Source organism: Paractinoplanes aksuensis, from assembly GCF_024137025.1.
Lineage (GTDB): Bacteria > Actinomycetota > Actinomycetes > Mycobacteriales > Micromonosporaceae > Actinoplanes > Actinoplanes aksuensis.
Window position 1 is genome coordinate 426,328 of record NZ_JAMYJR010000003.1, and the last position, 19,019, is coordinate 445,346.

Sequence of the window (19,019 nt, forward strand, 5' to 3'; positions counted from 1 at the left end):
CGGCCGCTGGCTGTACTGAACCCACCGCCGGCGACCTCGGGTTCAAACGGCGGTGAACCGAAGGGCATGATCCGACGCATGAGCAAGACTGTGTCGGTCGATTTCGGAGATCAGTTCATCTGGGCCTACGACGTCAGCTTCGGCATCCTGCTGCTGGAAGCCATCGACGTGGCCGGCGGGATGTCCCAGCCCGAGGGGGCGGAGGTCGTGCTCGAAGGATTACGCGCCAATGCTCAGGTCGGCGCATCGTGGGCCTTCGCCCTGGACGACGACCGGTGGTCGCCACCGCAGCGGGACCTCGTCCATCGGATCATTGCCGAGGCCGGCCGTCGCCTGCGGAAACGCGGCATCATGACCCGAACCGAGGCCGAGACCAGATACGTGACCGGCAACGAGCCGTTCGCCCTACGGTTCGAAGAGCACATCGACGGCGCAGTGATCGCCGACCTGGCCGAAGCGATGAACCACCTGATCCACAACGACCTACCGCCCGCACCGAACGCCGGCCACCACTGGTTCTACGGCGTCGAGGGCGGCCCCTTGACAATCGAGGGCCCCTGAGCACCGGTGGCGAAACCGGCGGATCCGTCCGATTCAAGCCGCGAGCTAAAGCGATGACCGACCCTGGCAACGGCGCGCATCCGGCGTGCTGATCTGGCCGATGTGAGTGCGTTCGGCGTTGCCGGAATGACGGCTCTTCGAATTTGAGCGGGGCTGAGGTGCAGGTCAGAACCAGCGCAGCGGGTATGGAAGCGGCGTAACAGCCGATGGACGAGTTCGCGGGTGCGGGCGATCGCGAGCAGATCGAGCAGGTCCTCCTTCGCGTTCCACGCGGCCAGGATCGGAGCGCCGATCTTGGCCGGTGCGGGATGCGCCTGCGCCCCGTCCAGGCTAGGGCGTATCTGGCGGATCACGCGGGGCTGCGGCGTGGCCCAGCCCGCGCCTGACGGCGTCCGCAGAACGGCCCAATAAAACACCGGTATTGGACCGCCCTGCGGCCGACGCCAGCCACGACCTGGACCTCGCCTCGCTCCCACGTGATCCGCCAGATACGCCCTAGAACGAGCCGAAGCTGTCCACTTCGATCAGGCTGAGCACCTCGGTACGCACGGCTGGGCATTCCGCCTTGGTTGCGGCGTCCAGTGCGGCGCCGCTTTCCGGCTTACCGTGTGACTCGAAGAAGGTGGCCAGCTTGCCGGCCAGGTTGGCGTGCCGCCCGACCGGGCTGCCGATCTGCTTCAGTGCCGGGATCTCGCCCTTCAGGTAGGTGCAGACGTCCGTCGCCGAATAGGAGCCGCCCGCCGCGGCGGGCGGCTCGCCGCTCGCCCGGGTTACTCCGCCGCCGCCCGGCGTGGGCGCATCGGTGGACGGCGGGTCGGTGCCGGCTGAAGTGCAGCCGGGCAGCACGGCGGTGCTGATGATCAGTGTGAGGAACGCTGCGAGGCGACGTTGAGAGGTCATGGTGTGCTGGTCCTGTCTGAGCGAGCATTGATCAACCACAGTCCGGTCGGCAGCCGGTAGTCGGTGCCGGCCGTGCGGAACCGTTCGAGCAGGCGGGCCACCCCGGCCCGGGCCTTGCTCCGGGTAGTGGGTTCGGCGTCCCGGTAGGCCGCGCCGGCGGGGCCGATCTCGATGAGCCATTCGGTGACCACTTCCGGGTCGTCCGGGGCGTCGAGCGTGACGTCGTACGGTTGGATGCCGATGTCGGTGAAGCCGGCGGCGGTGAGCAGCCGGGTCACCCGGGCCGGATCGGCGAAGGCGAAGGGGCCGGGCTCTTCGCCGATTGGCAGCGGCGGCAACGGTCCCAGGTGTGCCGCCGCTCCGAGCAGCGCCGCCGGCAGCCACGGGTTCACGCGGCCGTCGCGAAACACCGTTGCGGCCAGCCGGGCGCCGGGCCGCATCGCCTGCCGGACTGTGGTCAGGCCGGCGACGGGATCGGCGAGCAACATCAACGTCATCCGGGAGTAGACGGCGTCGAACGGCGCCCCGGGCACGGCGTCGAGCGTCTCGATGTCACCGGCGACGAACCGCGGTCCCGCGCCGTCCGGCGCGGTGAACCGGTCCCGGGCCGTCGTCACCATGGCCTCGGCCAGGTCGAGACCGATCGCGCTGCCCAGCGGTGTGACAGCCCGCGCGATCTCGGCGGTTGTGCCGCCACACCCGCAGCCCACGTCCAGAACCCGCTCACCGGGTTGGGGTCGCAGCCAGTCGAGGGCCACGGCGCCCAGCGGCCGGCCGAACTGGTCGTGCCGGTCGGCCTGATGGACCCACCCCGGCGCCGTCCGGTCCCAGAAGTCGGCATTGCGGGCGCGCAGCGTGTCAGTGTCAGCCATCAGAACGGCATCTCGACGCCGTCGACGCTCGCCGATCGGAACGCGGCAGCCTTCGCCGGATCGAAGCCCTCCTCCTGAGCGGCCAGCCCGGCGGCACGAACCAGGCGTTCGGACTGGAACCTGCGGAACGCGGCCTCGTCGGCCCAGATGTTGATGATCCGCCAGCCCTCGTCAGACGGGCCGGCCACGTGAGCCAGCAGGCCCGGCGGCCGGTCCGGACCGAGGTGCTTCTCCACCTGCCGGTACTCCTGCTCGCTGACTCCGGGCATGTCTTGCACGACGCCGTACGGCACAACTGTCCCCCTGATGTCGAGTCGATAGAGTGAAGCTCTATCGAATAGTGGACTACGCTGCCCGCGTGACTGTCAACCGGCGTTACGTCTCGCCCCGGCGTCAGGAACAGGCTCGGCAGACCCGGCGGGCGATCCTCGACGCCGCCGCCAAACTGTTCGTGGACCCGGGCTACGCTGCGACGCCACTGACTGCCGTCGCCGTCGAGGCCGGCGTCGCCGTGCAAACCGTGTACGCGGTGTTCGGCAACAAACGCCAGCTGCTCTCCGATCTCGTCGATGTCACCTTGGTCGGCGACGACGAGCGGGTGGAGATGGCGCAGCGTTCGTTCGTCGCCGACATCCGGGCGCTGACCGGCCTGCGGGCGAAGCTCGCGCGGTATGCCCGGCACCTGGCCGAGACCCATGCGCGACAGGTGCACGTCATGCTGGCCCTGGCTGGTGCGGCGACCGCCGACGCCGACGCCGCGGCAATCTGGCGCAAGAACCTCGAGGACCGGCACCGCGGCATGGCGATGTTCGCCGCCGATCTCGCGGCCACCGGCGAGGTCCTGGTGAGTCAGGAGCGGGCCGCCGACGTGCTATGGCTCGCACAGGACATCCGCAACTACGACTGGCTGGTCCGCGAGCGCGGGTGGCCGGTTGAACGGTTCGAGCAGTGGTTCGTGGACGGCGTCGCCGCCGTGCTTAGCGCGCCTGACTGATCCGCACTCGCACCGCAACCACCCGCCGCCACCGCGGACACCTCAACCCCGCTTAACTTCGAAGAGCCGGAATGACCTGTCCCGAAGCCCCTGCGTGGTCACACCGCAAGCGATAGTTCCGGCCCTTCTTTTCGCCGGGAGAAGGATCGTCCGGCCGTCTGAGGTTATTTCACCCATCGAGCATTGCCGGTGTTTCCACGGCCCCTTTTCTCGACCCGGGTGATGGGTGCTCGGCGGGCCGCGCGTGGTGCGCCGGCCGTTGGCGTGGCGTGTTCGCCGCCGGTGGCGGGTTGCGGAGGATGTCGGTGACCGCCTGGCGGGAGTGGGGGCGGGGCGGCGAGTGGGCCCGGTCGGTGTGCGCGCGTCGCCTGGTTGGTGTTGTTGGTCCGGCGTGGTGGTTCGGTGTTGGCGGGCGGCCGGGATTGCGGCGGGTGAATGCCGGCCGGTTCGTCCGGGCCGTGCGCTCGGTTCGGGTCGCGGGTTCGTTACGGGCGTGGGCTTGGGCCTGGCCTGTCGGTAGGTCTCTGGTGCGCCCGGTACGCTCTGTGCCGCCTTGGCGTGCGCGTTCGGGCCGGGGTGCGGGTTCTGTGCGCTGATCGCGGGCATGTGGCTGGTGGCGTCCCCACCGCCGGCGACGAGCGTGGTCACGGCGGAATTCGTCTGGGACCGGCGGGCCTCGGCCGGGGCTGGCTCGCTCCTGTGCTCGGTTGGGAGCTTGGTTACCGGCGAGGAACTAAGAGTTCAGAGGGCGCCCAGTCGGGCATGCTTGGATTGCTGGCCATGACCCATCCTCTGCAGCGCCGCGCCGGTCACCCCGGGTCGCGCATCCTGAGCGTCGCCTCGTACCGTCCGCGGACCGAGGTGGGCAACGAGACGATTGCCCCTCTGATCGACTCCAGCGATGAGTGGATCCGCCGCCGCTGCGGCATCGAGTCGCGGCGGCGCGCCGCGCCCGATGAGGACTTGGTCATGATGGCCACGGCGGCCGCCTCCAAGGCGCTCGCGGGCGCCGGTGTCGATCCGCACGACGTCTCGGCCGTGCTGGTAGCGACGATGTCCCATCGCGGCCGCGCGACCACCGTGGCACCCCTGGTGGCCGACCTGCTGGGTTCAAGCTCGGCCGCCGCTATGGATCTAGGGGCGGCGTGCGCCGGATTCCCGTACGCACTTGCGACCGCTGACGCGCTCGTTCGCAGCGGCGCGGCCGGCTATGTGGTCCTGGTCGGCGCCGAGCGCATGACTGACATCATCGACGAGCGCGACCGCGGCACCGCTTTCCTTTTCGGTGACGGCGCGGGCGCGGTCGTCGTCGGTCCGGCGCAGGAGTGCGGCATCGGTCCGGTGATTTGGGGTGCCGACGGCTCCGGAAGTGAACTGCTGCGATACGACGAAGCGGGCATCCTGCGCATGGCCGGTCCTGAGGTCTTCCGCTGGGCGACCTCCGTCGTTCCTGACGTGGCCAGGCGCGCCTTGGACGCCGCGGGCATCTCCGCCGGCGACCTTGCGGCCTTCATCCCTCACCAGGCCAACCTGCGCATCACCTCGGTCGCCGCCAAGGCCCTGGGGCTCGGCCCGCACGTCACGGTGGCCACCGACATCGTCACCAACGGCAACACCGGCGCGGCCTCCATCCCCCAGGCGATGGCAGCCCTGGCCGGCACGACGGGTCCCGCACTGCTCGTGGGCTTCGGCGCCGGACTCTCGTACGCGGCTCAGGTCGTTGAATTGCCCTGACCGGCCCTCTGCGGGGGCTGGACGGCGCTGACCCGGCGAGGCGTGGCGTGTGATCGCCGCCGCCGCTCAGCGGCGTCGAAGCGATGCTCGGGCTTCGTACGGGTGGAACACCGATCAGGGGTATGCGGCGATCTCGTGTTCCCACTCGGCCGCGGCCCGCTCAATACCCTGAGGCGTCAGGTGAGCTCGGATGACGAAGGGCGTACGGGAACTGATACCCGGTTACTCGCAGGTCCACTCCGAACCCGGCAGCGTCGATCAAGCGCACAGCCCGGAGTCTGCCAGGGGAACGACCCCGGTGGGGCGTCAGGCGGAGTGGCGCCAGACGACGGGGGAGTCGAGCACCATGTTGAGGTCGACCGGTTCGGCGCCTGCGATCTGGCGTAGGACCAGTTCGGCGGCGTTCCGGCCGACCTCGCGGGCCGGCTGGTGCACGGTGGACAGGGGTGGCTGGGTGCGTAGCGCCCAGGAGCTGTCGTCGAAGCCGACCAGGCCCACGTCCTCGGGGACCCGCCGGCCGGCCTCGCGCAGCGCCTCGAGTGCGCCGGCCGCCACCGCGTCTGAGGCCGCGAACACCCCGTCGATGGCGGGCTCGCGGTCCAGCAGGGCGCGCATGCCCTTCACGCCGTACGTGTAGTCGTAGAGCGGTACGTCGGCCACCAGGGCCGGGTCGAAACGTTCGCCGAGCGCCTGTTTGAAGCCGGTGAGGCGGTCGGCGCCGGAGTCGCGGTCGAGCGCGGCGGCGATCATGCCGATCCGCCGGCGGCCGGTTTCCATCAGGCGCCGGGTGATGGCCAGGGCCGAGCCGGCGTTGTCGATGCCCACGTACGGCATGTCTCGGGCCAGGTCGGGCGGGTGGCCCACGAACGTCGTCGGTAGCCCTATCTCGGCGATCAGCCGGATGATCGGGTCGTGCGAGCGGGCCGAGACGATGATCGCGCCGTCGACGAAGCCGCCGCTCAGGTAGCGGCCGACCCGTTGCATGTCCCGGTCGGAGTCGATGACCAGGCTGACCATCTGGTGGTCGGCCAGGGACAGCGCCGAATTGGCGCCCAGCATGATGGCCCCGATGTTGGGGTCTTCCAGCAGCAGCGAATGCGGTTCCAGGGCCAGGAAGCCGACGGCCTGTGAGCGTTGCCGGGCCAGCATGCTGGCGGCCCGGTTGGGGACGTAGCCGACCTTGGCGATGGCCGCTTCGATGGCCGTGCGGGCGTCGGCCGAGACGTAGCCGCCGTTGAGGACGCGGTTGACCGTTCCGCGGGAAACGCCGGCTGCCGCGGCCACGTCATGCACGGTGGCGCGGCGCGCTTTCCTGGGCCCGGTCACGGCCAACACTGTACGGCCCATGGCGGTGCTGGTGCCGCTGATGGGCTCAGTGCCGCGCCACACACCGAAGCATGATCAGCTGCCGGCCGCTACTCAGGTTTCGGCCCGCGTAGTCGGTCCGAACCAAGCCTTGATCGCGCGTGGCTGGTTGAGGGCCGGCCCGGTTCGGGCGTGGGAGGTCGGTGCCGGCCCAGTTCGGGGCTGGGTGCTCAGGTGCTGGCCGGACTCGGGCGTGGGTGGTGGGGTGCTGGCCCGGATCGGTGGGGGCGGTCGGATGGTGGTCCCGTGGCGGGCGGAGGTTTGCGGCTTGGCTCGACGTCGATGCCCAGGTCGCGAGCGCGCTGGCACGTCGGGGGTGCTGCCGGAAGATGTCGCGCACCTGCTGCCGTACGGGCTCAGGTCCTTTTTCGTACGCGTCCAGGAGCGCTTCGAGCGCGGCCGTGGCCTCGGCCCGCACGCCGGCCCGGTCGATCCGGGGCGGCTCGGCCCGCAACCTGTCCCAGAGGCCGGGGTCGGTGAGGTCCAGCACGGTATCGGGAAGCTCGGCCAGCGCCAACTCTACGAAGGCCACGTCCTCGCGCATCCGGGCGATGTCCACGAGCGGCAAGTCAGCAACGGGCGGCAATCCCTGGAAGTTCGCTATTGACCCCCGGAGTTCGGCCGCCCTAGTGTGTGCCCGTTCACACAAACGTCATCGGCGGTTGCTCATGGCGAAATGTGTGCACGTGCACACACAGAGGGGTTCGAGGATGCTACGGCTGGGCTGCGACTACAACTACGAGCAGTGGTCGCCTGATGTCTGGCGTGAGGACATGGGCCTCATGCGCGAGGCCGGCGTCAGCCTCGTTGCCGTCAACGTGTTCGGGTGGTCGCAGATCGAGCCCCGGGCCGGCGAGTACGACTTCGCCGCGCTGGACGAGATCGTCGGGCTTCTGCACGCGGCCGGCATCAAGCTCAACCTGGGCACCGGCACCGCGAGCGCCCCGCCCTGGCTGACCCGTCGCCACCCCGCGGTGCTGCCGGTGACCGCCGACGGCACCACCCGCTTCCCGGGCGGCCGCCAGGCCTGGTGCCCCAGCTCGCCGGTGTTCCGCGAGCACGCCCTGCGGCTCGTCGAGCAGGTCGCCCGTCGCTACGGCAACAACCCGGCGCTCGACCTCTGGCACGTGTCGAACGAGCTCGGCTGCCACAACGCCCTCTGCTACTGCGACGCCAGCGCCCAGGCCTTCCAGCGGTGGCTGGAACGGCGGTACGGCACGGTCGAGGCACTCAACAAGGCCTGGGGCACCGCCTTCTGGAGCCAGCGCTACGCGAGCTTCGACGAGGTCCAGCCCCCGCGGGCCGCGTTGTCGGTGCGCAACCCGGCCCAGCTGGTCGACTTCCAGCGCTTCTCGTCGGACGAGCTGCTCGACTACTACCGCGCCGAGGCCGAGGTCATCCGGCGCCACTCGACCAACCCGATCACCACCAACTTCATGGTGACCGCCCACATCCGCAACCAGAACTACTGGTCGTGGGCCGCCGACATGGACGTCATCGCCAACGACCACTACCTCGACCACCGCCTGGCCGACCCGGTGGCCGAGCTGTCGTTCGCGGCCGACCTCACCCGCGGCCTGGCCGGTGGCCGTCCGTGGATCCTGATGGAGACCGCGACCGGCGCCGTCAACTGGCAGCCCTACAACCTGGCCAAGGAGCCCGGTCAGCTGCTGCGCAACGCGCTGACCCACGTGGCCCGGGGCGCCGACGCGATCTGTTTCTTCCAGTGGCGGGCCTCGGCCCAAGGCGCCGAGAAGTTCCACTCGGCGATCGTCCCGCACGCGGGAACGGACACCGCGGTCTGGCGCGAAGTGCTCGAGTTGTCGGAAACACTCGAGAAACTGAGCGAAGTCGGCGGTACGAAGGTCGAGGCGGACACCGCGCTCATCTTCAGCTGGGAATCGTGGTGGGCGACCGACACCGAGGCCCGGCCCTCCCAGGATCTCCGCTATCTCGACCAGGTGCACGCCGCCTACCAGGCGCTGCGCGAACTCGGCGTCACTGTCGACATCGTCGCCCCCGGCCGCGACCTCAACCGCTACCGCACTGTTGTCGTGCCCTGCCTGCACATGGTCTCGGACCAGGAGGCGGCCGTGGTCACCGACTTCGTCGAGGCGGGTGGCCACGCGGTCATCACGTTCTACAGCGGCATCGTCGACCCCGACGACCGGGTACGCCTCGGCGGCTACCCGGGCGCCTTCCGGGAGTTGCTCGGCGTGGTCAGCGAGGAGTTCGCCCCGCTGCTACCCGGCACGTCGGTGCCGTTGGCCGACGGCAGTCACGCCGGCCTCTGGGCCGAGCGCCTACGCCTGACCACGGCCAGAACCGCTTTGGCGTACGCCGACGGCCGCCCCGCCGTCACCCGCAACACTTTCGGCGCCGGCGAGGCCTGGTACATCTCCACCGCCCTCGGCACCCCCACCCTGCGCGACGTTCTCGCGAGCGCGATGAACGCCCACAACGCTCAAGCGGCCGCCGACACCGCTCAACCGCGCGCGCAGTTCGCCCACTCGGGCGCGCAACTCGCTCATGACGGCGCGCAACTCGCTCATGACGGCGCGCAACTCGCTCACCTCGGTGCGCAAGTCACTCACGGCGGCTTCGGCGGCGTTCGTTCGCGCGCCGAGGTCGTCCATCCGGACGCGGAGGTCGTGCGCCGAGGGCCGTTCGTCTTCGTGGTCAACCACGGGAGCAAGGACATCGAACACCCGATCACCGGCCACGAGCTGGTGACCGGCCAGCCGGTCACCGGTTCGGTCACCGTGCCCGGTGGCGCGGTCCGGGTCGTACGGGAGGAGGCGTGACCATGACACAGACAATGACCACCGTCGACGTGCCCGAGGGCACCGAGACACCACATAAGGGCGGCCGGGCGGTCCGGTACGGCCGGGCAGTGCCCTTCTTCGTCGTCCCCTTCGGGCTGCTCTTCGTTCTCTTCTATCTGGTGCCCATCGGGTACGCGATCGTGCAGTCCCTCTACACGGTCGAGCGCACCGGCACGTTCGGTCCGGCCCGCGAGGTCTTCGGCGGTCTCGTGCAGTACCAGCGGGTCTTCGAGGACGGCCCGTTCTGGGCGTCGATCGGCCGGGTGCTGCTGTTCGGCGTCGTCCAGGTGCCGGTCATGCTGGGCCTGGCCCTGGTGCTGGCCCTGCTGCTCGACTCGGGCCTCGTCAAAGGTCGCCGCTTCTTCCGGCTGGCCTTCTTCGTGCCGTACGCGATTCCGGGTGTCATCGCCGCGATCATGTGGGGCTTCCTGTACTCGCCCAACCTGTCGCCGCTCAAGCCGATCACCAGCGCCGTCGACTTCCTGTCGGCCGACTTCGTGCTGTGGGCCATCGCCAACGTCGTGACCTGGGTCTACGTCGGCTACAACATGCTGATCATCTATTCCGCGCTGCTGGCCGTCCCGGCCGAGGTGTACGAGGCGGCGCGCATCGACGGGGCCGGCCCGATCCGGATCGCCTGGTCGATCAAGATTCCGCTGGTCATGCCGGCCATCGTGCTGACCACCGTGTTCTCGATCATCGGCACCCTGCAGCTGCTGGCCGAACCGCAGGTCTTCCGCAGCTTCAGCTCGGCCGTCTCCAGCACCTACACCCCCAACCTGACGGTGTACGCGACGTCGTCGGTCCCGAACTTCAACCTGGCCGCCGCGTTCTCGGTGGTGCTGGCCCTGGCGACCTTCATCCTCTCCTTCGCCTTCCTCAAGTTCACGCAGCGGAAGGGAGTCCAGTGAGCGTCGACGCGCCCGTCAGGAACAAGGTGCAGGAGAGCCTGCTTTCCCGGACCGCCGCCATGCTCATCATGGCCGTCTGCACGGTCTATTTCCTGACGCCGATCTGGTGGCTGTTCGTCGGCGCCAGCAAGAGCTCCGACCAGTTCACCAGCACCAACCCGTTGTGGTTCGCCGATTTCGACCTGTTCGCCAACATCGGCGACCTGTTCGCCTACCGCGACGGCGTGTTCCTGCGCTGGATGCTCAACAGCATCCTCTACACCGGCGGGGCGGCCCTGCTCGGCACCGTGCTCGCCGCGATGTGCGGTTACGCGCTGGCCAAGTACCGGTTCCGGGGCCGTGAGCTGATCTTCAACGTGGTGCTGAGCGGGGTGCTCGTGCCGGCCACCGCGCTCGCGCTGCCGCTGTTCCTGATCTTCAGCAAGGTCGACGCGACCAACACGTTCTGGTCGGTGTTCCTGCCCAGCCTGGTCAACCCGTTCGGCGTCTACCTGGCCCGGATCTATGCGAGTGCCAGCGTCCCGGACGAATTGCTCGAGGCGGCCCGCATCGACGGGTCGGGCGAGATCCGTACGTTCTTCAAGGTCTCGACCCGGCTGATGACGCCGGCCCTCATCACGATCTTCCTGTTCCACTTCGTCGCCGTGTGGAACAACTTCCTGCTCCCGCTGATCATGCTCGGCGACGAGCGGCTGTTCCCGGTCACGCTCGGGCTCTACTCCTGGAACACCCAGGTCAACCAGATCCCCGAGCTGCGTGGCCTGGTCATCATCGGCGCCCTGCTCTCGATCACGCCCCTCGTGGTCGCGTTCCTCTTCCTCCAACGGTTCTGGCGCAACGGCCTCGGTGCCGGCGCCGTCAAGTAGCACCCTCCCTCCAAGGAAATCTAAGGAAATCGCTATGCGCACTGCATTCCGCGCGGCCAGTGCTCTGCTGGTCTCAGCGCTCGCCCTGACAGCCTGCGGCTCCGGCGGCAGCGACGACGACGCATCGGGTGGCGGCACGTCGGCCGCCTCCTGCGCGCCGAGTTCCGGCCCGGTCACGATCTCGTACACGACCTGGATCCCCGGGATCGAGAACGTGGTCAAGGTCTGGAACGACAAGAACCCCAACATCCAGGTCAAGGTGCAGACCGGCCCGAACGGCAACGGCGGCACCTACCAGAACTTCTTCAACCAGCTCAAGGCCAACAACACCCCCGACCTGGGCCACATCGAGTACGACGCGCTGCCCAGCTTCCGGGTGCAGGACGGCCTGTTCGACGTCGCCAGCTGCGACATCGTGGCCAAGGCCAAGGACCAGTTCATCCCGTGGACCTGGAACCAGGTCAGCTTCGGCGACGACAAGTCGGCCTGGGGCGTCCCGCAGGACTCGGGCCCGATGGCGCTGTTCTACCGGGCCGACCTGTTCGAGAAGAACAACATCGCCATTCCGAAGACCTGGGACGAGTACGCGGCGGCGGCCGAGAAGGTCAAGGCGGCCGGCGGCTACATCACCAACTTCTCGCAGAGCGACATCAACCAGTTCGCGGGCTTCACCTGGCAGGCCGGCGGCCGCTGGTTCGCCAACGACGGCCAGCAGTGGACGGTCAACCTGACCGACGACAAGACCAAGAAGGTCGCCGACTACTGGCAGAACCTGATCAGCAAGAAGCTCGTCTCGACCGTCCCGCCGTGGACCACCGAGTGGGACAACGCCTACAACTCCAGCTCGGCCTGGACCTGGGTGTCCGCCGTGTGGGGGGCCAACTCGATCATGAGCGGCGCTCCGAAGACGGCCGGCAAGTGGCGCGTGGCCCCGATGCCGCAGTGGAGCGCGGGCGAGGACATCGCCGGCAACTGGGGCGGCTCGGCCACCGCGGTCTTCAAGAACAGCAAGCACCCGTACGAGGCCGCGCAGTTCGCCCTGTGGCTGAACACCAGTGAGGAAGCGCTCGCCCTGCTCAACAAGGAAGCCCAGCTCTACCCGGCCACCACGGCCGGAACCAAGTATTCGTACCTGGCCAACCCGGTCGAGTTCTATGGTGACCAGAAGATCTACGAGGTCTTCGCCGACGCGTCGGGCAAGGTCACGCCCGACTTCACCTGGGGACCGACGATGACCTCGACCTACGCCAACGCCTCGGACGGCTTCAAGGCCGCGGTGTCCGGCACCGGCACGCTCAACGACGCCCTCACGGCGACCCAGAAGTCGACCATCGAGACCCTCAAGTCCCAGGCCATCCCGGTCAAGGAGTAACCCACGTTGTTGATCCACCTGCAGGCCGCGGGCACCAGCTTCGTGCTGGACGCCCGCGGCCCGCAGCCGCCTTCGGTCGTGCACTGGGGGGCCGCGCTCGGCGACCTCGCCGACGACGACCTGGCTGCGCTCGTCTCGTCCGCCGTTCCGGCTGTCCCGCCCAGTTCGCTCGACTCCGCGCCGCGGCTGTCCCTGCTGCCCACAGCGGCTGACGGCTGGAGCGGCCGGCCCGCCTTCGCGGCCCGCCATTTCCGTACGCGGTCGGTCGATCGGCCTTCGCCGGGCTCCGTGCTCGTCTCGCTGGCCGCGGACGGCCTCGAGGTCGCGATCGAGATCGAGCTGAGCGCGCAGGGCGTTCTGCGGCTGCGGCACCGGCTGACGAACACGAACGAGCAGTCGTACGACGTCAATTCGCTCAACGTGGTGCTGCCCGTGCCCACGCGGGCGTGCGAGTTGGTGGATTTCGCCGGGCTGTGGGCGTACGAACGGAAAGCGCAACGCCACCCGCTGCGCACCGGGATCTGGAGCCGCGAGACGCGCCACGGCCGCCCCGGTCACGACGACCCGTTCCTGATGATGCTCGGCACGCCCGGCTTCACGTTCGACGAGGGCGAAGTGTGGGCCACGCACCTGGCCTGGAGCGGCGACAAGCAGTTGTGGGCGGAACGCTCGACGCTCGGGCCGACGGTGCTGGGCGCGGGGGAGTTGCTCGCGCCGGGCGAGGTGCGGCTCGCGCCCGGCGAGTCGTACGAGACGCCCTGGACGGTCGCGGTCTGGTCCGGCGACGGCATCGACGGGTTGTCCGCGCGATTGCACGAATGGATCCGTTCGCGCCGGGCGCCGCTCAAGCCACGCCCGGTGGTGCTCAACACGTGGGAAGCCGTCTACTTCGATCAGTCACTCGAGCGTCTGATGCCGCTCGTCGACGCCGCCGCGGCGGCCGGAGTGGAGCGTTTCGTGCTCGATGACGGCTGGTTCCTGGGCCGGACCGACGACAAACGCGCACTCGGCGACTGGACGGTCGACCCGGTCCGGTGGCCGGACGGACTGTCGCCACTGATCGAAGCTGTCCATTCGCGCGACATGGAGTTCGGGCTGTGGCTCGAACCCGAGATGGTGTCGCCCGACTCGGTGCTGGCCCGCGAGCACCCCGACTGGATCCTGGGCGGCCCGGACGCGGCAACCTGGCGGCACCAGTTGGTGCTCGACCTGTCGGTGCCGGCCGCGTTCGACCACATCAGCGACAGAATCGCGGCGCTGCTCACCGAGTATCCGATCGCCTTCATCAAGTGGGACCACAACCGCGACGTGCTCCAAGAGGGCTCGGCGCACCGGCAGACGACAGCGTTCTACCGGTTGCTCGCTTCGCTCAAGCAACGGTTCCCGGACGTCGAGATCGAGAGCTGCGCGTCCGGCGGTGCGCGCATCGACCTCGGCGTGCTCGATCTCGTCGACCGTTTCTGGACGTCCGACACCAACGACGCCCTGGAACGCCAGCACATCCAGCGCTGGACGAGCGTTCTGATGCCGCCCGAACTGCTCGGCTCGCACGTGGGCGCGCCCACCGCCCACATCACCGGCCGCCAGGGCGATCTGAGCTTCCGCCTGGCCACCTCGCTGTTCGGCCACGCCGGCATCGAGTGGGACCTGACCACCGCGACGCCGGCCGACCAGGCGGTGATCGCCGAGTGGGTCGCCGAGTACAGGAAGCGGCGGGCGTTGTTGCACGGCGGCACCACGGTTCGCTCGAGTGGCGACGATCCTGTCCGTTCGGTGCACGGTGTTGTCGCTTCGGACCGGAAATCGGCCATCTACGCGTTGGTCAGTCTGCGCGCGGGCGGCGAGGCCGTTCCGGCGCCGGTCCGTTTCCCCGGGCTCGATCCCGTACGGCGGTACACCGTGCGCCCGCTCGTGCTGGGCTCACCCCCGCGGACGTTGCAGGATGCCCCGCCCCCGTGGCTGGCCGCCGGCAGTGTCACGCTGCCCGGCCGCGTCCTGGCCGAAGTGGGCCTGCCGGTGCCGCTGCTGACGCCCGAGCAGGCGCAGATTTTCACCGTCGAGGCCAAATACTAGAAAGTTTCGTGTTTCCCCGGCGGGCGCGGCGCTCTAGGCTGCTCGGCGTGCAGAACGTGACAGTCCTCGGGGCCGGCGCGGCCGGTCTGGCCGTGGCGGCCCAGCTCAAGACCCGCGGCGTGGAAAGTGTCGTGCTCGAACGGGGACCGGGCGTGGCCACCAGCTGGCGCGGCCGCTACGACCGGTTGCGCCTGCACACCACGCGCCGGCTGTCCGGGCTGCCCGGCCTGCCGATCCCCCGGGCGTACGGGCGGTGGGTGCGACGGGACGACCTGGTGCGCTACCTGGAGGCGTACGCCGGGAAATTCGATCTTGATGTGCGGACGGGCACGACGGTCCAGCGGATCGTGCCGGTCGACGGCGGCTGGTCGCTGAAGCTCGAGGGCGGCGGCGAGCACACCACGGAGAAGCTTGTCGTGGCCACCGGCTATCTCCACACGCCCGCGGTGCCGGAATGGCCCGGCCGCGAGCAGTGGACGGGCACGCTGGTGCACTCGGCCCAGTACCGCAACGCCGAGCCCTTCCGCGGCCAGAACGTGCTGGTGGTGGGCGTGGGCAACAGCGGCGCCGAGATCGCCACCGACCTGGCCGAGGGCGGCGCGGCGTCGGTCTCGATCGCGATCCGCACACCCCCGCACATCGTGCGCCGCACGGTGGCGGGCTGGCCGGCCCAGCTGAACGGCCTGCTGCTGGGTCGCCTGCCGGCCCGCGTGTTCGACCCGATGGCGGCCACGATGGCCCGCCTCGAGGTGCCCGACCTGCGCCCGTACGGCATCAACCGCCCCACCGTGGGCCTGGGCACCCGGCTCCGCACGTCCCGCTACGTGCCCCTGCAGGACGTGGGCATCGTCCGCGACGTGCTGGCCCGCCGCGTACGCCCGGTCGCCGCCGTGCAGAGCTTCACCGGGACGGCGGTTCAGCTGGCCGACGGTTCCTCGATCGAGCCCGACGCCCTCGTCGCCGCCACCGGCTACGGCTCCGGCCTGCGCGACCTGTTCAAGGACCCGTCCCTGTTCGACCCGACCGGCGTGCCCCACGTCCACGGCGGCCCCGCGGCTCGCCCCGGCCTGTACTTCACCGGCTACGACGTCAACCTGGGCGGCATGCTCCGCCAGGCCGGCATCGACGGCCGCGCCGTGGCCCGCACCATCGCCGCCCGCTGATCGCTTGAGGTTCGAGTTCGCGCTGCGGCCGCTGTCCCAGGTGTCGCCCTGGGGCCGCGACCGGCCGACGCCGCACTGGTTCGGACTGAGCGACGGCTGGTACTGGATCAGCGTCGAGGGCCACGAGATCCTGCGCTACCAGGACGAGGCGGTGGCCCGCTGGGATCTCGAGCGGCCGTACCCGGACTACTACGTCACCCGCATGTGGGAGGACCTGATCCTGCTGCGCTGGGCCCTGCAGGAGCCGGTGCCGGACGACCTCGTCCCGTTCGTCGACGGCTCGTTCGGGCGGCGTGAGTTCCCCGACGACGACTTCGGGCCCGCGGTCGACGCGGCCTTCGACCTGCAGAGCGATCTCACGCTCGACGTGGGACATCTGACGGACGCGCCGGAGTTGCGTTGCTGGCGGCGCCGGGACTCGGTGACGCTCAGCCAGCGGATCGCCCCGGCGCGCCGGGGGACGTTCGCCGGACCGCCGCGCCTGGAGGTCGAGGTTCCGGCCGCGGAGCTCTTCGCCGCCGTCGACGACTTCGACCGGCGGTTCGTCGGGGCGATGGAGGAGCGGGTGGCCGAGCTGGAGCGGACCGGCCCGCCGGACGGCGTCGACCTGAACCTGAAACACCTGCGGGCCGAGCACGAGCAACGTCGCCGCTGGCTGGAACTGCGTCTGGCCCAGCCGCGGACGGTCGATTGGGCCGCGGTCCGGGCCGGCGTCGAGGAGATCGCCGCGTGGCCCCGGTATGGTGCGCCCCGTGTCGGACCTGAGTGAGAGCCTGGGTCAAGCACGGCGACGCGCTGCGGTTCCTGCTGGCCCGGACGGCCGATCCGGATGCGGCCGCGCTTGCCACCGAGTTGCGAGCCGTGGCCGACCTGGCCCGCGAACTGCGGTTGTGGACGGTGATCGGCTCGCTGCACCCGCTGACCCCGCCGCGCCGCCCGCACCTGAGCCTTTACGTCATCGGCGACGACGGCGAGGTCGCGACCCGCTACGACGAGCGGATGCTGTCGAACACCAAGGTCAGCCACATGTACACGCCGGGCTCGGCCCCGGTCACCTTCACTGTCGACGGCGTACGGTACGGCTGCGCCATGGGCATGGAGGCGGCCTACCCCGAGATCTTCCTGGAGTACGAACGCCTCGACGTCGACTGCGTGCTGTTCTCGACCCACGGGCCGGGCACGCCGGTCAACAACGGGCCGTTCGCGCTGCAGGCTCAGGCGCTGGCCGCCGCCAACAGCTACTGGGTCAGCTACGCCGGTGTCGCCCAGGACGCCCCGAACGCCCCGTCCGGCCTGGTCACCCCTGACGGCGACTGGCTGACCCGCTGCCCACCCGAACCCAGCACGACCCTCGTCACCGCCGACCTGGTCGTCCCGGTCGAGAACCATGCCCGCCAATGGCGCCGAACGGCCCGAAGCGGGCTGTACGACCAGTATCTGGCCCCCGACGACCCCCGCGCCACCCGCTAGTCTGGTCGTGACCTACCTGGCGCTCAGGGGAGTCCGCGCTGCCGCGCGCTCACCTGGGGGGTCATCATGCCGGTCACCGCCGAGCCCGGGTCGCCGATCTGGGACATGCTCGGCGCTCGGATGCCCTGCGGCGTCCTCGGGCTGAGCGATCCCGACGTGCATCGGATCGACGACCCCCAGCTATGTGCCACCGCATGGGGAACTCGGAGCTCGCATCTACTACGCGGGGCGCGCCGGCGTCCGGCACTACGGCGAGGGCAGCGAGTACTCGATCGGCGTCCTGACCCAGGGCCCGCAAGGAGAGTGGGCGCGGCGCGGAACGCCGGTACTGCGGGGGTGGCCGGGCCGCCCGAGCGTGCTCGAACCACTCGTCATCCCGGTCGACAGCGGCTACCGGATGTGGTTCCTGGCCACCCCGCACGAGGTCGGCCCGGGTGAGCAGCCCGACTTCGAACTGCACGTGTCCGACAGCGCCGACGGCCTGCGGTGGGAGCCACCCCGCCGGTTCTCCACCGCGGCCGAGGGCTGGTTCGACAACGCTGTCCACCCGGCTCCGCACGGCTGGGAGATGATCCTGGCCCGCGGCACCAACCTGCACGGCACCAGGCCCTACCCCGGCCAGGGCCTGTGGGTGACCCGCTGCGCGACGCCGTCACCGGACCGCGCGGCCTGGTCGCCACCCGAGCGGGTGCTCGACACCGACGCGCCCGGCACCCCGTCGTGGATGGCCCGCGAGGTCTGCGGCCCCTCGGTCGTCCCGCTGGCCGACGGGCGGCGGCTCGTGTTCCTCACCGGCACCCACGACGTGGGCTCGTGGCGCCACGCCGCCCGGCGGCGGTGGGCGACCGCCCGGCGTCTCGCGGTGCCGTCGCCCTACTTCCTCACCACCGGCGCCGTCACCGTCCCGGCGAGCAGTTCGGTGATGCGCAGGAAGCCGTCGGCGCCGTAGCCGCTCTCGATGACACGGCGGGCCTGGCTCTCGGCGGCACGCGTCACGGTGCTCTCTATGCTGTTGGCCTCGGCGGTACACCCTGACTTTTTTCGGCCGTGAGCTGTCCGAGGTGCTCGCGCCCCTGTCGGACTGGGTCACCGCCGCCTGAAGAAGCTTGCCGAGCAAGCCTGACCGAACCCCGCGGCCGCCGGCCGGTACCCACTAAACAGTGGGTGCCCAGGGGCCGCGGCGGGTTTCCTGGCCGAGGGCGCGTTCCAGTTCGGACTGGAAGTGGTCCATCTCCCAGTCGAGGGCGCCCAGCCGCTGGACGTGCGGGGTCATCATCTGGCAGTCGACGAAGTGGAAGTTCCAGGCGGCCAGCTGGTCGAGCAGGGTGAGCAGCGCGACCTTGGACGCCTCGGACTCGAGCCGGAACATCGACTCGCCGAAGAAGGCGGCGCCCAGCGAGACGCCGTAGAGGCCGCCGACCAGCCGGTCGCCGTTCCAGGCCTCGACCGAGTGGGCGAAGCCCAGCTCGTGCAGGCGGATGTAGCCCTGCACCATGGCATCCGTGATCCAGGTGCCGCCGTCGTGGCGGGGGACGGTGGCGCAGGCCGCGATCACGGCCGGGAACGCGCGGTCGTAGGTCATCGTGAACGGGGCGCGGCGCATGATTTTCCGGTTGCTGCGGCTCACCGAGATCCGGCCGGGGATCAGGACCGTACGCGGGCTGGGGCAGAACCACGGCAGCAGCGGGGTGCGCTTGCTGGGCCAGGGGAAGATCCCGTTCGCGTACGCGATGAGCAATCGCTCGGGGCTGAGGTCGCCGCCCACCGCGAGCAACCCGTCCTCGTCGGCCTTCTCGACGGGCGGGAAGCCGGCGGCCTGGCGCGCCCGGCGCAGCTCGAGCCCGATCACACCGGGAGCGTACCCCGGCCCCGCGTGGGTCCGGCCGGGCACACCCGGTTGGCGAAAATGTCGG

18 protein-coding genes and 1 pseudogene are annotated in these 19,019 nt (G+C 70.0%); 13 read left to right on the forward strand and 6 right to left on the reverse strand.

The features are described 5' to 3' along the window. Window positions 1-78 precede the first annotated feature (78 nt). Window positions 79-561 carry a hypothetical protein gene (locus M1L60_RS06380; RefSeq protein ID WP_253236338.1) on the forward strand — a complete coding sequence of 161 codons (483 nt, stop codon included), beginning with the start codon at window positions 79-81 and terminating at the stop codon, window positions 559-561. 161 nt (window positions 562-722) lie between these two features. Here the strand turns inward: M1L60_RS06380 and M1L60_RS48490 are convergent. The 4 genes and pseudogenes from M1L60_RS48490 to M1L60_RS06400 form a co-directional block, all read right to left on the reverse strand. Next, window positions 723-863: pseudogene (locus M1L60_RS48490) on the reverse strand (ISL3 family transposase); the annotation flags it as partial. 193 nt (window positions 864-1,056) lie between these two features. Then, window positions 1,057-1,461, reverse strand: a complete 405-nt coding sequence (locus M1L60_RS06390; RefSeq protein ID WP_253236340.1) for a hypothetical protein — start codon at window positions 1,459-1,461, stop codon at window positions 1,057-1,059. Then, on the reverse strand, window positions 1,458-2,333 hold the full coding sequence (locus M1L60_RS06395) for a class I SAM-dependent methyltransferase (RefSeq protein ID WP_253236341.1): 876 nt from the start codon (window positions 2,331-2,333) through the stop codon (window positions 1,458-1,460). Before M1L60_RS06395 ends, M1L60_RS06390 begins: the two co-directional genes overlap by 4 nt. Then, a complete protein-coding gene (locus M1L60_RS06400) occupies window positions 2,333-2,626 on the reverse strand; it encodes a hypothetical protein (RefSeq protein ID WP_253236342.1) in 294 nt (97 codons plus the stop codon). Before M1L60_RS06400 ends, M1L60_RS06395 begins: the two co-directional genes overlap by 1 nt. A 65-nt stretch (window positions 2,627-2,691) precedes the next feature. Between M1L60_RS06400 and M1L60_RS06405 the strand changes: the two genes are divergently transcribed. Continuing rightward, complete coding sequence (locus M1L60_RS06405; protein WP_253236343.1) at window positions 2,692-3,327, forward strand: TetR/AcrR family transcriptional regulator; 636 nt, start codon at window positions 2,692-2,694, stop codon at window positions 3,325-3,327. Window positions 3,328-4,107: 780 nt separating this feature from the next. Then, window positions 4,108-5,061: a beta-ketoacyl-ACP synthase 3 gene (locus M1L60_RS06410; RefSeq protein WP_253236505.1), complete on the forward strand. Its 954-nt coding sequence runs from the start codon at window positions 4,108-4,110 to the stop codon at window positions 5,059-5,061. Between the two features lie 306 nt (window positions 5,062-5,367). Here M1L60_RS06410 and M1L60_RS06415 read toward each other — a convergent pair whose 3' ends face one another. Beyond that, the gene (locus tag M1L60_RS06415; RefSeq protein ID WP_253236344.1) at window positions 5,368-6,387 is read right to left on the reverse strand and encodes a LacI family DNA-binding transcriptional regulator; all 1,020 of its coding nucleotides are present in this window, start codon (window positions 6,385-6,387) and stop codon (window positions 5,368-5,370) included. Window positions 6,388-6,742: 355 nt separating this feature from the next. Here M1L60_RS06415 and M1L60_RS06420 point away from each other — a divergent pair, with 355 nt between their 5' ends. From M1L60_RS06420 to M1L60_RS06465, 10 genes are all read left to right on the forward strand, one after another. Next, on the forward strand, window positions 6,743-7,033 hold the full coding sequence (locus M1L60_RS06420) for a hypothetical protein (protein ID WP_253236345.1): 291 nt from the start codon (window positions 6,743-6,745) through the stop codon (window positions 7,031-7,033). A 103-nt stretch (window positions 7,034-7,136) separates the two neighbouring features. Next, the gene (locus M1L60_RS06425) at window positions 7,137-9,230 is read left to right on the forward strand and encodes a beta-galactosidase (protein WP_253236346.1); all 2,094 of its coding nucleotides are present in this window, start codon (window positions 7,137-7,139) and stop codon (window positions 9,228-9,230) included. 2 nt (window positions 9,231-9,232) lie between these two features. Further along, window positions 9,233-10,162 carry a carbohydrate ABC transporter permease gene (locus M1L60_RS06430; protein ID WP_253236347.1) on the forward strand — a complete coding sequence of 310 codons (930 nt, stop codon included), beginning with the start codon at window positions 9,233-9,235 and terminating at the stop codon, window positions 10,160-10,162. Then, window positions 10,159-11,028 carry a carbohydrate ABC transporter permease gene (locus tag M1L60_RS06435; protein WP_253236348.1) on the forward strand — a complete coding sequence of 290 codons (870 nt, stop codon included), beginning with the start codon at window positions 10,159-10,161 and terminating at the stop codon, window positions 11,026-11,028. The genes M1L60_RS06430 and M1L60_RS06435 overlap by 4 nt, the downstream gene beginning before the upstream one ends. A 34-nt stretch (window positions 11,029-11,062) precedes the next feature. Continuing rightward, the gene (locus tag M1L60_RS06440) at window positions 11,063-12,400 is read left to right on the forward strand and encodes an ABC transporter substrate-binding protein (RefSeq protein WP_253236349.1); all 1,338 of its coding nucleotides are present in this window, start codon (window positions 11,063-11,065) and stop codon (window positions 12,398-12,400) included. A 6-nt stretch (window positions 12,401-12,406) separates the two neighbouring features. After that, window positions 12,407-14,473 carry an alpha-galactosidase gene (locus M1L60_RS06445; RefSeq protein WP_253236350.1) on the forward strand — a complete coding sequence of 689 codons (2,067 nt, stop codon included), beginning with the start codon at window positions 12,407-12,409 and terminating at the stop codon, window positions 14,471-14,473. Between the two features lie 47 nt (window positions 14,474-14,520). Continuing rightward, window positions 14,521-15,636: a flavin-containing monooxygenase gene (locus M1L60_RS06450; RefSeq protein ID WP_253236351.1), complete on the forward strand. Its 1,116-nt coding sequence runs from the start codon at window positions 14,521-14,523 to the stop codon at window positions 15,634-15,636. Window positions 15,637-15,640: 4 nt separating this feature from the next. After that, window positions 15,641-16,405, forward strand: coding sequence for a DUF5984 family protein (locus M1L60_RS06455; RefSeq protein ID WP_253236352.1), 765 nt, complete (start codon window positions 15,641-15,643; stop codon window positions 16,403-16,405). Continuing rightward, window positions 16,402-17,106, forward strand: a complete 705-nt coding sequence (locus M1L60_RS06460; protein ID WP_253236353.1) for a carbon-nitrogen hydrolase family protein — start codon at window positions 16,402-16,404, stop codon at window positions 17,104-17,106. Before M1L60_RS06455 ends, M1L60_RS06460 begins: the two co-directional genes overlap by 4 nt. 184 nt (window positions 17,107-17,290) lie before the next feature. Then, window positions 17,291-18,055, forward strand: a complete 765-nt coding sequence (locus M1L60_RS06465; RefSeq protein ID WP_253236354.1) for a hypothetical protein — start codon at window positions 17,291-17,293, stop codon at window positions 18,053-18,055. 204 nt (window positions 18,056-18,259) lie between these two features. Here the strand turns inward: M1L60_RS06465 and aat are convergent, their stop codons facing one another. After that, entirely contained in the window at window positions 18,260-18,955 is a 696-nt protein-coding gene (aat, locus tag M1L60_RS06470) for a leucyl/phenylalanyl-tRNA--protein transferase (RefSeq protein ID WP_253236355.1), read from the reverse strand. Window positions 18,956-19,019 lie beyond the last annotated feature (64 nt).

What these genes read in the sequence shown, in the direction of transcription:
- M1L60_RS06380 (WP_253236338.1), top strand. Translation starts at nt 79, where the DNA reads ATGAGCAAGACTGTGTCGGTCGATTTCGGAGATCAGTTCATCTGGGCC.
- M1L60_RS06390 (WP_253236340.1), bottom strand. Translation starts at nt 1,461, where the DNA reads ATGACCTCTCAACGTCGCCTCGCAGCGTTCCTCACACTGATCATCAGC.
- M1L60_RS06395 (WP_253236341.1), bottom strand. Translation starts at nt 2,333, where the DNA reads ATGGCTGACACTGACACGCTGCGCGCCCGCAATGCCGACTTCTGGGAC.
- M1L60_RS06410 (WP_253236505.1), top strand. Translation starts at nt 4,108, where the DNA reads ATGACCCATCCTCTGCAGCGCCGCGCCGGTCACCCCGGGTCGCGCATC.
- M1L60_RS06425 (WP_253236346.1), top strand. Translation starts at nt 7,137, where the DNA reads ATGCTACGGCTGGGCTGCGACTACAACTACGAGCAGTGGTCGCCTGAT.
- M1L60_RS06430 (WP_253236347.1), top strand. Translation starts at nt 9,233, where the DNA reads ATGACACAGACAATGACCACCGTCGACGTGCCCGAGGGCACCGAGACA.
- M1L60_RS06440 (WP_253236349.1), top strand. Translation starts at nt 11,063, where the DNA reads ATGCGCACTGCATTCCGCGCGGCCAGTGCTCTGCTGGTCTCAGCGCTC.